Here is a 13231-nt window from a genome sequence, read left to right on the forward strand (position 1 = left end):
ATTAAAGCTTAAGGAGGTGGGATCATGGCATTTGAAGGATTAACGACCCGATTACAGAATGTGTTCAGCAAGCTGCGCGGCAAAGGCAAGGTGTCTGATGAAGATGTAGCCGAGGCTATGCGCGAGGTACGTCTGGCATTGCTCGAAGCGGATGTAAACTTCAAAGTGGTCAAGGAATTCATCGCCAAGGTGAAAGAGAAGGCTGTTGGCAAAGAAGTGATGGAGAGCTTCACGCCAGGAATGGTCATCATCGACATCGTTAACAAGGAACTAACGGATTTGATGGGTGGAAGCCAAGCGAAACTGGCTAAAGCGAACAAACCGCCTACGGTGCTGATGATGGTTGGTTTGCAGGGTGCTGGTAAAACAACCACATCGGGTAAACTGGCTAAAATGCTGCAAAAGCAAAACAGCAGACCATTGCTTGTTGCAGGAGATATTTATCGTCCCGCAGCGATCAAACAGTTGCAAGTACTTGGCGAGCAGATCAAAGCGCCGGTATTCACACTGGGAGATCAGACAAGCCCTGTTGAGATCGCACGTCAAGGTCTTCAACATGCGAAGGATAACGGTAATGACTATGTTATTATCGATACAGCTGGACGTCTGCATGTTGATGAAGAACTGATGGAAGAACTTCGCCAGATTCACAGCGTAGTGAATCCGGATGAAGTACTGCTTGTCGTAGACAGCATGACAGGTCAGGATGCGGTTAACGTAGCAGAACACTTTAACCAGCAGCTTAATCTGACCGGGGTTGTCCTGACAAAGCTGGATGGAGATACTCGTGGTGGTGCTGCGCTTTCCGTCAAAGCAGTTACGGGTTGTCCAATCAAGTTTGCTTCCCTTGGAGAGAAACTTGACGCTTTGGAGCCGTTCCACCCGGAACGTATGGCTTCACGGATCCTCGGTATGGGTGATATGTTATCTCTGATTGAGAAAGCACAATTAAACATTGATACCGATAAAGCCAAGGAAATGGAACGGAAGATGCGTAATGCAGAATTCACGTTTGAAGATTTCCTGGAGCAGATGGATCAAGTGAAAAAGCTGGGACCAATCGATCAGATCATGGATATGATCCCCGGCATGGGCAAGATGAAACAAGCCAAGGATCTGAAGGTTGATGATAAACAGATGGGCCGGATCGAAGCGATCGTTTACTCAATGACGACCGAAGAGAAACGTAACCCGGACATGATCAACCATAGCCGCCGGAAGCGTATTGCTACCGGAAGCGGAACATCTCTGGCTGAAGTAAATCGTCTGATCAAGCAATTTGATGAGATGCGCCGCATGATGAAACAGTTCTCGGATATGATGGGACCTAAAGGCGGCGGTAAAAATAAAGCGATGAAGCAGCTTAAAGGTATGGGTAAAGGAATGAAGTTTCCTTTCCGTTGATTTAAGCGAAGCTGGATCATATACAGATTTCATTGAAGGAGGTGAATTTTCAAATGGCAGTTCGTATTCGTCTGAAACGTATGGGTGCTCACAAAGCTCCTTTCTACCGCGTAGTGGTATCGGATTCCCGTTCCCCACGTGACGGTCGTTTTATCGAGGAGATCGGTTACTACAACCCGGTTGAACAACCGGCTGTTGTTAAGATCGATGAAGATAAAGCATTGGCATGGCTTCAAAACGGTGCACAAGCATCTGACACTGTCCGCAACTTGCTTAGCAAAGCGGGCGTGATGAAGAAGTTCCACGAGTCTAAATTATCTAAATAAAGTGCTGATTCGGAGGGTCATCTATGGAAGAATTAGTAAGCATAATTGCTAAGGCTTTAGTCGATCATCCGGAAGATGTGACGGTTCGGACGGTTGAGAAAGACCGGCTTGTCGTTTATGAGTTAACTGTTCATCCTGACGATGTCGGGAAGGTAATTGGTAAACAAGGACGAATCGCGAAATCACTTCGTACGGTCGTCACATCAGCAGCAGTTAAGATGGATAAACGGGTTACCGTTGATATCATATCTTAAAGATATACGAAAGGGGGTTAGGATGCATGTCCTAGCCCCTTTTCGTGCATGCTGAACTTAATATGTTGAATTAGATATTGAATTAAAATATTTTGGGTATGAGTGACTTCGGAGCAGTGCAGGGGACGGGATCGATTCTGGAGAAGCGTCAGCGTTCGCCTTTATCACCTCATTTTCACCTTTTAAAGTAAGTTCGAAAAATGAGGGGGTAACAGCGATCGAAAGAACGAACCGTCGCCGGAACGACCGTACGAGAGTCGAAGTAGCTGTTTAGTTTGATTTAATTTCGTAGGAGGAACGTATGGCAGAGTTTATGAATGTAGGTAAAATCGTTAATACGCATGGAATTCGCGGTGAGGTGAGAATCATGCCTATAACCGATTTCCCGGAAGTGCGTTTCGCGAAAAATGCAGAGTTGTTTTTCTTTACACCAGATAATCATCCAGTCATGGTTAACGTGGAATCTGCACGTTTGCATAAAAATATGTATATTCTTCGTCTGAAAGAGTATGGCAATATTAATGAAGTAGAGAAGTTTAAAGGCGGTATGGCCAAAGTGTTAAAAGAGAACCTCGCTGAGCTGGAGGAAGGTGAATACTACTTCCATCAAATCGTTGGGTGTTCGGTTATCACCGAAGAGGGTGAAACGCTTGGAACTATCTCTGAAATTTTGACTCCGGGTGCCAATGATGTATGGGTTGTCAAAACGCCAGCAGGTAAAGAAGTGCTGATTCCCGTTATTGATGATGTAGTACTTGATGTGGACATCGAACAGCAGCAAGTGAAGATTCACCTGATGGAAGGGCTGCTGTAACATGAAAGTGGATGTATTAACACTCTTCCCGGAGATGTTTGATGGCGTATTCGGAGCAAGCATTCTGGGTAAAGCCCAAACGAAGGGGCTGGTGTCCCTCGGTGCAACCAACTTCCGTAATTATGCGACCAATAAGCACAATACGGTCGATGATGCTCCTTACGGTGGGGGTGGAGGCATGGTGCTGAAACCGGATCCGATCTTTGCTGCTGTTGAAGATGTACTGGAGCAACGCGGAGAAGCCGCGGCAACCATGAAAGCTCCACGTATCATTTTAATGTGTCCGCAAGGTGAGACGTTTACACAGAAAAAAGCAGAAGAACTTGTACAGGAAGATCATCTGATTTTTATATGTGGACATTATGAAGGTTACGATGAGCGAATTCGCGAATTTCTCGTGACGGATGAACTATCCATTGGTGATTACGTGCTCACTGGTGGGGAATTGCCTGCTATGGTTGCGATCGACAGCATCGTACGCCTTATTCCCGGTGTGCTTGGCAATGAGACAAGTGCTGTGACGGATTCATTCAGTACTGGACTCCTCGAATATCCACACTACACACGTCCACCCGAGTTTAGGGGCATGAAAGTACCGGATATGCTGTTGTCGGGACATCATCTGAACATTGAGGCATGGCGCAGAGAACAGTCGTTGCTTCGTACGCTGGAGCGCAGACCGGAGATGTTGGAAACGGCTGATTTGACGGATAAAGAACGTATTTGGTTGAAAAAGATACGCTCAAACCGTAAACATAGCACAGAATAAGTATATGTATCGTATAAACACGTAAATATATCTTTTTATAGAGTTTGAGAAAGCCAACCTTGATACCAAAGGTTGGCTTTTCTTATGTTTTTTGTAAAGAAAGCTGGATATTCAATGGGTTATTTTATAAAATGTGGGTATATTTTAAAACTCAGTTTCACTAAATGAAACCAAAGGCGGTGTATGAATGACTTACAATATTATTGGTCTTGATCATATTCAGCTCGCAGCACCTGAATCTTGTGAAGCGGAGGCACGTCATTTTTTCAATAAAGTACTGGGCTGGACGGAGATTCCCAAACCTGAAATTCTGAGAAAACGGGGTGGTGTATGGTTTGAGTGTGGCAGACACCAAGTGCATATTGGCGTACAAAAAGATTTTATTCCCGCTACAAAAGCTCATCCGGCATTTCATGTACAACATTTGGATCAGTTGCGTGATCATCTCATTCATAACCAAATTCATATTGTCGATGACGAAGCAAGGGCAGATGAAGGTGTAAGACGTTTTTATATAAATGATCCTTTTGGCAATCGTCTTGAGTTTTTAGAGTGGGCTTAAAATCATTCGTTTAAATCGTTTAATTACGTAGGCACTTTTTTGCAGCTTTGAACATTTTTGCATGACCACATAATAGGGTTGTAAAAAACAGGGGTTTTCTTTATGGTGAACTCAGCTGGATTTGAATAACAACGATAAGCTGAGGAGGAAGATGATGAGCATTCAGCCTTATGAAATCGCCAGACTAAATATTAGCCAAGCCGGAGAACGCTGCAAAATGCTTTTGGGAGATCTAAACGGGGATGGCAGACTTGAAATGTTGCTGGTACAGGCAGATGGGGGTATAGACGATCGGTATGTTCCACATCAGGTATGTTGTTTGACTGCATTTGATCTGGAAGGAACATTACTATGGCAGGTCGGAACTCCTGATCCCGATGCAGGGGGTCCGGGTTCAGACTATCCCGCTCAGGTCGCAGATTGGGATGGAGATGGAAATAATGAAGTATTGTGTGTCATGGACAAACAATTTCTCGTGTTGGATGGCCGGACCGGAGAGATTAAAGAAACACGTGATCTGCCAGGTGATGAAGCACATGACTGCATTATTCTCACCAACCTGACGGGTAACCAGCAGAAAATGGACATTATACTGAAAGACCGCTATAAGACGTTATGGGCACTCGACCATGATTTTAATTTGTTATGGAAGCATGAAGGGAATCCGGGACATTTTCCATGGGTATATGACATCGATGGAGATGGGAAAGATGAAGTGATGGCCGGATATGACATGCTGGATCATGATGGGACGTTGTTATGGTCTTGTCATAATCTCGATGATCATGCTGACTGTATATGGTTTAGCGACGTTGATGGTGATGGGGAAGTCGAGATTGTTATCGGTGGCAGTGTTACGGTCATGATGGACCGCTATGGTAATGAGAAGTGGCGTTATGAAGATTCGATTGAATCACAGCATATTGCATTAGGCCATTTTTGTACTGGAATGATAGGTTTACAGATTGCAGGTCTGGACCGGATTGTCCGTGGGGATGAGAATGGTAAGGATGGAATGTTCATGCTGGATAGCGCAGGGCAAGAAATATGGAAAGAAAACCGCACGACTCCTGGCTGGTTAACCATTATAGAGCCTGTATGTAACTGGGATGAAGGTGGACTCGATTATATTTTGGCGTATCGTAGAGGTGGAGATGTGTTGCCTTCTTTGGTAGATGGAGATATGAAAACGGTTACTGAATTCCCGAAAGAGGGATATGCGGTACATGCAGACCTGGTTCAGACGGGGAAAGAACAGATCATCATCTATGACGCAGAGGAAGCAGTGATTTATTCCAGCTCTCCGATGACATTATCACTTACCGATGCAAAAAGAGCCAAGCCACAGCTTAAAAGGCTGTATAACTCGACTCTGTATCCGGGCGGTGAAGTTAAAATCTAGGTTTTACTGGTCATTCTCCGATGCAAATGGTTCGTTCTGCGGACTGGATTCGGGTTGAAGCAAGGTCGCCAAATCAGTACCTGTCGTGACCGTCAAGCGAGGCAGCTTCATGGGATGATCTCCTGGATGCACAAATCCAGACTTTACGGTAAAAGCCATGCGATATCCATGTTGCTGTAACTTGTAGATCATCTGTGTGCTGGTATAACCAAAAGGATAGGCCAAATAAGGTGTGTCTATTCCGGTTTGCTTCATATGCTGGATATCATCATCCAGAAGACTGGTGTCCAGACCGACAGGAACACTGTTACCACAGCGCATAAATCCCTTGTGATGCAGGTTATAGGTATGTCTATTGAATTCAAATACGTCAGTTGCTGCCTGCATCTCTGGTTTGGAGATGAAACTGTTAATGGCGGGCTCAAATTCCGAAGGTTGATCTTGAATTTTACTGCCTATGACAAACAGCGAGGCATGAAAATTATATTTCTGAAGCACAGGGTAAGCTAAAGTATAATTGTTCTGGTATCCGTCATCAAAGGTAATTACAATGGACTTCTGTGGCAGGGAAATCTTCCCGCTAACATATTGTTCAAGCTGATTCAATGTAATCGTGCGGTAGCCTTCATCATGCAGGTATTTCATATTTTGCTCAAAATCCTCCAGATTAATGATGGATTTATTATCTGTCTCGTGATTATTCAGTTTGGGCTCTATGTAATGATACATCAGCACAGATTGGTTAGAGAAGTCAGTGTGTGACAGCTCGAATGCTTTGCGTTTGACTATGTCCCAGGATGTGCAGGCTTTGTGTGACAGTGCATTCGTTGGGTGAGTTACGGCATATGAATATAGTGTAATGGAGCATGTGAGCATGGCGAGTAGGGCAAGTGTGATCTTTTCCAATATTTCATAAGTCTTGGGATTCTCCTTTTAAAGTGGTCAATAAGTTATATCATAGACGATATTACTACACTGGAAGTTACAGTATTTTTTCCTGTATCAGGTTGACTTGCAGATGAGAGCGTTGATTCACTTTCCATACGGGAGAATGAATGTATTTTAGAATGAAGTTAACATGTGATGGATGAGTTTCAGAGTGGCAGATTGAACAATAGGCATTTGTTTAATTTCTCTTGTGTTTTGATATGCTGCGTGATACAATAAGTCTGTTATGTGGAATACGGCGGTCCTCTATGGATGATGAAGGAGACAAGGTGATCTCTGGAAGAAGTATGAACGCCTGTATGGAAGGAGGGAGTCATAGATGAATATCGTTCAAGCGATTACACAAGAACAACTTCGCAAGGATCTTCCGAGTTTTCGTCCTGGTGACACTTTGAAAGTGCACGTTAAGGTAATCGAGGGAACTCGCGAGCGTATCCAATTGTTCGAAGGTGTTGTGATTAAACGCCGTGGTGGTGGAATCAGTGAGACTTTTACAGTTCGTAAAATTTCTTACGGTGTAGGTGTGGAAAGAGCTTTCCCGCTTCATTCCCCTAAAATCGATAGAATCGAAGTGGCTCGCCGTGGTAAAGTTCGTCGTGCGAAGCTTTATTATCTTCGTGAACTACGCGGTAAAGCAGCGAGAATTAAAGAAATTCGTTAATATAACGGATACCGGGAAGGGCTTGGAGACAAGCCCTTTTCGTTTTTGTCCGGGAAAAGTTGAACCGGAGGTACACTTCCGAGTAAAATGGTATGGCAACACATGCGGGGAATAGTCCGGGAGGATTGTAAAATCAGTTATTGAAGTGCGTGTTCAAAAGACCGGTTTCAGTACCGACTTTTTGAACAACCTCTTGAAGGCATTTGAATTGTGGATTAAATGTACTGTAATGCTTGGTGTAAGATTACATAACTGATGTGAATGTTTTGTATCCATCCATTGAGTTATTGGAACGATACAGAATGCTGGATGTGTGTACTGCTATAAACATGTACTGTGAAGAGAGGAAGATCTTGAATGGAACAAGAAGTTCAACATGACCGGGGCAATCCTGCCGAAGAGAAAGATAGTCGATCCAAAAAAGCCAAAAATGAAATTGTTGAATGGCTTAAAGCCATTGTTATCGCATTAGTTCTCGTCATTCTCATTCGGTGGTTGCTCTTCAAACCGTTTGTTGTGGACGGTCCGTCCATGCAGCCGAACTTTGAAACGGGTGAACGTGTGATCGTCAACGAAATCTTATATGATATCAGAGAACCGAAGCGCGGTGAAGTTATCGTCTTCCACGTACCATCCGAAGGTCGAGATTTCATTAAACGTGTTATTGCTGTAGAAGGTGATACCGTTGAGGTTCAAGACGATACCGTGATGGTTAACGGTAAAAAGGTTGATGAAACGTATATTCAAGGAGCCATTGATGCAGCTGAAGCAAATGGTGGAACCTATAACGTGAAGGATTTCCCGAATGAACAGTTCCCTGATGGCAAAGTGCCGGCAGGTCATGTGTTTGTCATGGGAGATAACCGTCCAAATAGTACAGACAGCCGTATGATCGGTTATGTTTCGTTAAAAGATATTATTGGTCGTGCAGATGTGATTTTCTGGCCGATCGGTGAGATTAAGTGGATCAACCACTGAAATTGAAGTAAATAATGAGGTGAAGACAAGTTGACGATACAATGGTTTCCAGGTCATATGACTCGAGCCAGACGCCAGATTCAGGATAAGTTAAAGCTCATCGACGTGGTCATCGAACTATTGGATGCCCGTCTGCCTGTCTCCAGCCGTAATCCAATGATTGACGAAATATTGCTGGATAAACCCCGGATGATTTTGTTGAACAAATCGGATTTGGCAGATGCAAAAGTGACGCAAGAATGGATTGAATATTTCAAAAAAGAAGGAATTACCGCTTTTCCTGTAGATGCTTCGACGGGAACCAATGTTAAAGATATTCCCGTGCAGGCCAAGCTTCTTCTTAAAGAAAAAATTGACCGTCAAATTGCTAAAGGGATTAATCCTCGTGCGGTTCGCGGGTTGATCGTAGGGATTCCCAATGTAGGTAAATCAACACTGATTAACCGACTGGCTGGACGGAGTATTGCGTTAACAGGAGATCGTCCTGGTGTGACGAAGGGGCAACAGTGGATCAAGGTAGGCAAAGAAATGGAGTTATTGGATACTCCAGGTATTCTTTGGCCTAAGTTCGAAGATCAAAATGTAGGTTATCGTCTTGCCGTAACTGGTGCGATCAAAGAGGAAATTTTGAATGCAGAGGATATCGCCTTTTTTGGAATCAGTTACCTGATGCGTTATTACTGGGACGCCCTTGAAGAGAGATATGGACTTCAGGAGTTCTCCAAGGATGCAGATGATTCAGACAGTGTTATTGCAATTATGGAACAAGTCGGCCGTATCCGTGGATGTGTTGTAAGCGGTGGACGCATTGATCTGGAAAAGGCATCACGAGCATTTCTGCGTGAACTGCGAGCGGGTAAAATGGGACGTTTCTCTATGGAAGCTCCCTATTAAAAAAAATGGACTCTACACGATGAAGATCATTATCTTTATCTGTTCATTTCATATATACAAGTGCCGAAAGAAGCGGCCGTTACCGGATTACCGGGAGCGGTCGTTTTTTTGTGTATACAAACGTGGAAGTAGAGCTGGAACATACGTCGAAAACGATAAAATGGAAGAGGATTGAAGAACAGTACGCTTTATGGAATTGGCTGACCTATATATCAGGTGCATCTAAATCGTGCTATGATAAATGGTGGTGCAATTTAAATTAGACGAGGTCTGATATATTCAATTTAAACCATCAAATACCGATAAATGAAGACATCACTATCTTTATATTGTAAATCTCAAGGAAAAGTTTTACTGATAGAGACAGGTTGTACAGAACAAAAGACAGAGGATTTACGTCTATATTATAAAAAGTTATAAGTGATACGTATGCTGAAAAAGCGTGGGTAGAGGAGATGAGCGTTATGGTTGAAAATAATGAAGAGATCGGGTTGAATCTACTGGATACTCCGATTGGACCAAAGAAGAAAAAAGAAGTCAGTGAACCTCGAGATCTGTTGCTCTATGAGCGGGAGTATTGGGACAGTGGATTTGAACGTATTGCTGGTATTGATGAGGTAGGACGGGGCTGTTTGTTTGGGGATGTTGTCGCAGCGGCGGTTATTTTACCGAAGGATCTCATCCTGGAAGGTGTGAATGACTCCAAGAAATTAACGGAGAAAAAACGTGATGCATTATATGACGTCATTATGGAAAAAGCGCTGGCGGTAGGTATCGGGTACGCGGATGCAGAGACGATTGATCGGCTTAATATCAAACAGGCTGCGAGACTTGCGATGAAACGTGCGGTTGAAGCATTGGGAGAAACTCCTGATTATATGCTGGTGGATGCCGAAAAGGTGGATGTGAATGTACCTCAACTGTCCATTATTAAAGGTGATGCTAATAGTCAATCGATCGCAGCGGCATCTATTATTGCCAAGGTAACGCGAGATCGGCTGTGTAAGGAAGAATGGGATACGTTATATCCGGAATATGGTTTGTCGATACATAAAGGATATGCAACAAAAGTTCATCGGGAGCAGATTATGGCATTGGGGGCAACCCCGATGCATCGGCGCAGTTTTCTGGGCAACCTGCTTGGAGAGCAGCAATCTTTGTTTTAACACAGGTTTGAAGAAAGGAGGGGGAGAGATTTGAATATCGGTTCCATGATAAAGGGGTTAATGGGAGACAGTAAGCCCGGCAATGCCAAACCGCTTGAATTAAAGGAAGGTCAGGTGGTTCGTGGCTCCGTCGTTAGTGTATCCGATGATGGGGGAGAAGCAGTTCTGCAGATTCAAGGTGTGCAAGTGCGCGCCAAGTTGGAGACTCCACTCCGTCCGGGTGAGACCACGTTGCTTCAAGTGCAGCCTCCAGGTGAAAATGGCATAACGGTAATGAAACCTATGACGGGTACACTTGCTGAGTTGCCACAAGCTTCGCTGAACAACCTGCTTAAGGATGTAGGACTGCCGGATACAAAAGGGAACCGGGAACTGTTACTTGCCATGCAGCGTAGCGGATTGCCACTAACGAAGGATAATGTGGCTATGGTCCAGAATATGATGACAGCTAAACCTGCACAGGTCCCTGTGGAAGAATGGGTGCAGGCGACGGGAATTGCTTTTCAGCGTGGTCTTCCGGTTACGGCGGAAACAGTAAAAGGATTACACCAGACGGTGTTTGGTCCCCCTCTGCACCAGTTGTTAAGCGGGTTGGCTGATCAGTTGGAAACGATGCTGACTCAAACAACAGGTAAACCGCTATTGCCTGGAGAACAATCTGATGCGATGAAACCAACTGTTGTGGCTGGTGTACCCGTCGTGCTGAATGAAGCACAGATGGAAGAAGGATTGGCTGCGTCAGGCAATGGTCGTCAGGTGACTGGAACCGGAACACCTGCTTTGTCAACGCAACAAGGACAAGCAGCTTTGGCGGGATCTAAATCCATGACGGATGGCGGGACAGAGGATGCAGGTACTGCGGTGAAAGGAAATGTGCAGACCGGCGGAGGCACAGCGAATGCTGAAGCCGGGGCCAAGGCAGTTGCTAGCAACGTTGAAACGGCTGGCAAAGGGGGTGCAGGTATTCCGTCTGGAACCGGAATACCTGGCGAGAGCCCGCGCGGGGCTGACGCGGGCCAAGTCGGGAGCCGCCCGGGTACACCGGGGGCGGCAGCAGAATCTGTGGCTGGCCGTGCAAGTGCAGGCCAGCCTGAAGCAGGCGCGGCCGGTCGGACTGACGGTCGCGCTGAAACGCCTGTTGCTGCGGGGGCGCCGTCCGCAGCAGGCCAGGCAGCGCCAGCAGCGCCTACGGCAGCGCAGCTGGCGCCCAAGCTGCTGACGCTGCTGGACGCCTTGCGCAGCGCGTCCACTGCAGCACAGGCCGCCCCTGCATCGCAGGGCGGCCAGGCGGCTGCGGCTGCCGGAGGCGTGCCGCAGCCGTTGCCAGCCGGCGCTGATGCGCCGCCGGCTGGCGGTAGTGCCGCAGCACCTGCGGGAGCTGCGGCAGTGCACGCGCCTGTCACCCACGAGAGGGACCCGTGGGTGGGGCGCGTGCTGAAGCTGCTCGGTGCGGAGCACGAGCAGCAGGCCGTTCACGGCGCGGCAGTGCAGCCGCGCGTGGGGGATGCGGCGAGTCCGGCAAATGCGGACACGCTGAAGGGCTTGCTGCTGCAACTTGCCAGCAGCGAAGGTGCACCGGCGGCGCTTAAGGATGCCGCCGGACAGGCCGTGCAATATCTGACAGGTCAGCAGTTATTGCTAACAACAGATCGCAGTGCTACATTTGCACAGATGCACTGGTTTATTCCGATCACTGGACCGGATGGGGAAGAAACGGCGTCTGTTCAGATTCAATCACGTCGTGGACCTCGTGGAGAGCTGGATGCGTCCAATTGCCGTCTATGGTTCGATCTGGACATGAAGAGTCTTGGGCCTACTCTGGTAGATGTCCATGTGGTTAATAACATTGTCAGTCTGCGTGTATTAAATGATCGCGAAGGCATGGGACCGCTCCTGGAGAGTGGACGAGAGGTAATCCATCAGGCATTGGACAAGCTGGGCTATCAACTGCTGACCTTCAAGGCGGAACCGTGGCCTGTGGGGCAGGAACCGGGCGCGGAACGAAAAACGCGGGCCTCGGACTATAGTCCTGAACGATACAAAGGGGTGGACTTGAAGGTATGAAAGACGAGTCGTCACAACCGGACCTGCTTTCCAAAAAGGCGGTTGCCCTAAAGTATGTCCCTGGAGAGAGTGAAGCACCTGTTGTTGTAGCGAAGGGCCGTGGCAAAGTAGCAGAAGCCATTCTGGATAAAGCCAGAGAAAACGGCGTGGCTGTTCAGGAGGATGCAGCACTTGTGGAGGTGCTCTCCAAGTTGGATCTGGATGAACAGATTCCGGCAGAGCTGTATCAACTGGTCGCAGAGGTGCTAACGTACGTCTACCGTGCAGATCGCATGGCCTCAGGACGTGAGGAAAATGAGTCATGGTAGAACGTAGATTGGGTCAGGAGCCAGGATTAAAGCTCACACGACAGCAGAAAGGCCGATTAGGTGAAGAGGCTGCCTGTCAATGGTTGCGAGAGAACGATTATCGGATCATTAGACAGAACTGGCGTTGCCGTAGCGGTGAGATTGACATCATTGCTTCCTGCGAGGGCCTGATTATCTTTGTGGAAGTAAGAAGCAGAAGTGGAGCCGCTCAGTACGGTACACCTCAGGAATCGGTTGATATGCGTAAAATGCAGCAGGTGCGTTCAACCGCATCCGTGTATTTGCAAATGACGGGAGAGACGGAACTTCAGATCCGTTTTGATGTAATTGCCGTAATGCTTGATCAAGCAGGAGAGATTGTCTCTGTGAATCATATTGTTAATGCTTTTTAAGAATTACATTCGAAGTTACTGCTGTATTAATTGATACGAATTGTATCTTTTTAATGTGAGTCGGTCAGTAATTTTGAAGTACAAGTTTAATTATGTCTTATCTTTGCATTCGTTTTAGTTTTAAAATTAGTTAATATTCTAAAGCCGTAGTTCCTCTACATACAGGAGCTGCGGCTTTTTTGATTTACCTATGAAATCACTAAACAGAGGATAGAGCATTGATAATAAAATCATTGTATTTCAGAAAATTATAGATACAAAATGTATCATTTGTAATAAAATAAGAAAG

The 13231-nt window shown here is 46.1% G+C and carries 15 protein-coding genes; 14 read left to right on the plus strand and 1 reads right to left on the minus strand.

Annotated elements, in window-relative coordinates:
* Positions 1-24: 24 nt before the first annotated feature.
* The 7 genes from ffh to MHI48_RS11230 all read left to right on the plus strand — a co-directional run bounded on the left by ffh (position 25) and on the right by MHI48_RS11230 (position 5531).
* Complete coding sequence (gene ffh, locus MHI48_RS11200) at positions 25-1404, plus strand: signal recognition particle protein (RefSeq protein WP_017689220.1); 1380 nt, start codon at positions 25-27, stop codon at positions 1402-1404.
* Between the two features lie 53 nt (positions 1405-1457).
* Positions 1458-1730, plus strand: a complete 273-nt coding sequence (gene rpsP, locus MHI48_RS11205) for a 30S ribosomal protein S16 (protein WP_017689219.1) — start codon at positions 1458-1460, stop codon at positions 1728-1730.
* A gap of 23 nt (positions 1731-1753) precedes the next feature.
* Positions 1754-1984 carry a KH domain-containing protein gene (locus MHI48_RS11210; protein ID WP_017689218.1) on the plus strand — a complete coding sequence of 77 codons (231 nt, stop codon included), beginning with the start codon at positions 1754-1756 and terminating at the stop codon, positions 1982-1984.
* 301 nt (positions 1985-2285) lie between these two features.
* A complete protein-coding gene (gene rimM / locus MHI48_RS11215; RefSeq protein WP_036609454.1) occupies positions 2286-2798 on the plus strand; it encodes a ribosome maturation factor RimM in 513 nt (170 codons plus the stop codon).
* 1 nt (position 2799) lies between these two features.
* Positions 2800-3567 (plus strand): tRNA (guanosine(37)-N1)-methyltransferase TrmD, encoded by a 768-nt coding sequence (gene trmD, locus MHI48_RS11220; protein ID WP_036670343.1) that lies wholly within the window; start codon positions 2800-2802, stop codon positions 3565-3567.
* A gap of 187 nt (positions 3568-3754) precedes the next feature.
* Complete coding sequence (locus MHI48_RS11225; protein ID WP_076318516.1) at positions 3755-4129, plus strand: VOC family protein; 375 nt, start codon at positions 3755-3757, stop codon at positions 4127-4129.
* Between the two features lie 154 nt (positions 4130-4283).
* Positions 4284-5531: a hypothetical protein gene (locus MHI48_RS11230; protein ID WP_076318517.1), complete on the plus strand. Its 1248-nt coding sequence runs from the start codon at positions 4284-4286 to the stop codon at positions 5529-5531.
* A 3-nt stretch (positions 5532-5534) separates the two neighbouring features.
* On the opposite strand, the gene MHI48_RS11235 is transcribed toward MHI48_RS11230, so the two are convergent.
* On the minus strand, positions 5535-6437 hold the full coding sequence (locus MHI48_RS11235) for a polysaccharide deacetylase family protein (RefSeq protein ID WP_256721266.1): 903 nt from the start codon (positions 6435-6437) through the stop codon (positions 5535-5537).
* Positions 6438-6798: 361 nt separating this feature from the next.
* Here MHI48_RS11235 and rplS point away from each other — a divergent pair, with 361 nt between their 5' ends.
* From rplS to MHI48_RS11270, 7 genes are all read left to right on the plus strand, one after another.
* Complete coding sequence (gene rplS / locus MHI48_RS11240; protein ID WP_017689212.1) at positions 6799-7140, plus strand: 50S ribosomal protein L19; 342 nt, start codon at positions 6799-6801, stop codon at positions 7138-7140.
* 357 nt (positions 7141-7497) lie between these two features.
* Entirely contained in the window at positions 7498-8118 is a 621-nt protein-coding gene (lepB, locus tag MHI48_RS11245) for a signal peptidase I (protein ID WP_036609449.1), read from the plus strand.
* A 30-nt stretch (positions 8119-8148) separates the two neighbouring features.
* Positions 8149-9012 (plus strand): ribosome biogenesis GTPase YlqF, encoded by an 864-nt coding sequence (gene ylqF / locus MHI48_RS11250; RefSeq protein ID WP_036670353.1) that lies wholly within the window; start codon positions 8149-8151, stop codon positions 9010-9012.
* Between the two features lie 464 nt (positions 9013-9476).
* Positions 9477-10178 carry a ribonuclease HII gene (locus MHI48_RS11255; RefSeq protein ID WP_081745912.1) on the plus strand — a complete coding sequence of 234 codons (702 nt, stop codon included), beginning with the start codon at positions 9477-9479 and terminating at the stop codon, positions 10176-10178.
* A gap of 30 nt (positions 10179-10208) precedes the next feature.
* Positions 10209-12242 (plus strand): hypothetical protein, encoded by a 2034-nt coding sequence (locus MHI48_RS11260; protein WP_036670354.1) that lies wholly within the window; start codon positions 10209-10211, stop codon positions 12240-12242.
* The gene (locus tag MHI48_RS11265; protein ID WP_036609395.1) at positions 12239-12550 is read left to right on the plus strand and encodes an EscU/YscU/HrcU family type III secretion system export apparatus switch protein; all 312 of its coding nucleotides are present in this window, start codon (positions 12239-12241) and stop codon (positions 12548-12550) included. Before MHI48_RS11260 ends, MHI48_RS11265 begins: the two co-directional genes overlap by 4 nt.
* Positions 12544-12942 (plus strand): YraN family protein, encoded by a 399-nt coding sequence (locus tag MHI48_RS11270; RefSeq protein WP_051447123.1) that lies wholly within the window; start codon positions 12544-12546, stop codon positions 12940-12942. Before MHI48_RS11265 ends, MHI48_RS11270 begins: the two co-directional genes overlap by 7 nt.
* Positions 12943-13231 lie beyond the last annotated feature (289 nt).

The sequence above is a fragment of the Paenibacillus sp. FSL H7-0942 genome (assembly GCF_045040715.1).
Lineage (GTDB): Bacteria > Bacillota > Bacilli > Paenibacillales > Paenibacillaceae > Paenibacillus > Paenibacillus amylolyticus.

What these genes read in the sequence shown, in the direction of transcription:
- MHI48_RS11210 (WP_017689218.1), top strand. Translation starts at nt 1,754, where the DNA reads ATGGAAGAATTAGTAAGCATAATTGCTAAGGCTTTAGTCGATCATCCG.
- MHI48_RS11255 (WP_081745912.1), top strand. Translation starts at nt 9,477, where the DNA reads ATGGTTGAAAATAATGAAGAGATCGGGTTGAATCTACTGGATACTCCG.
- MHI48_RS11270 (WP_051447123.1), top strand. Translation starts at nt 12,544, where the DNA reads ATGGTAGAACGTAGATTGGGTCAGGAGCCAGGATTAAAGCTCACACGA.
- rimM (WP_036609454.1), top strand. Translation starts at nt 2,286, where the DNA reads ATGGCAGAGTTTATGAATGTAGGTAAAATCGTTAATACGCATGGAATT.
- MHI48_RS11230 (WP_076318517.1), top strand. Translation starts at nt 4,284, where the DNA reads ATGAGCATTCAGCCTTATGAAATCGCCAGACTAAATATTAGCCAAGCC.
- trmD (WP_036670343.1), top strand. Translation starts at nt 2,800, where the DNA reads ATGAAAGTGGATGTATTAACACTCTTCCCGGAGATGTTTGATGGCGTA.
- MHI48_RS11225 (WP_076318516.1), top strand. Translation starts at nt 3,755, where the DNA reads ATGACTTACAATATTATTGGTCTTGATCATATTCAGCTCGCAGCACCT.
- rpsP (WP_017689219.1), top strand. Translation starts at nt 1,458, where the DNA reads ATGGCAGTTCGTATTCGTCTGAAACGTATGGGTGCTCACAAAGCTCCT.
- lepB (WP_036609449.1), top strand. Translation starts at nt 7,498, where the DNA reads ATGGAACAAGAAGTTCAACATGACCGGGGCAATCCTGCCGAAGAGAAA.
- rplS (WP_017689212.1), top strand. Translation starts at nt 6,799, where the DNA reads ATGAATATCGTTCAAGCGATTACACAAGAACAACTTCGCAAGGATCTT.
- MHI48_RS11265 (WP_036609395.1), top strand. Translation starts at nt 12,239, where the DNA reads ATGAAAGACGAGTCGTCACAACCGGACCTGCTTTCCAAAAAGGCGGTT.
- ffh (WP_017689220.1), top strand. Translation starts at nt 25, where the DNA reads ATGGCATTTGAAGGATTAACGACCCGATTACAGAATGTGTTCAGCAAG.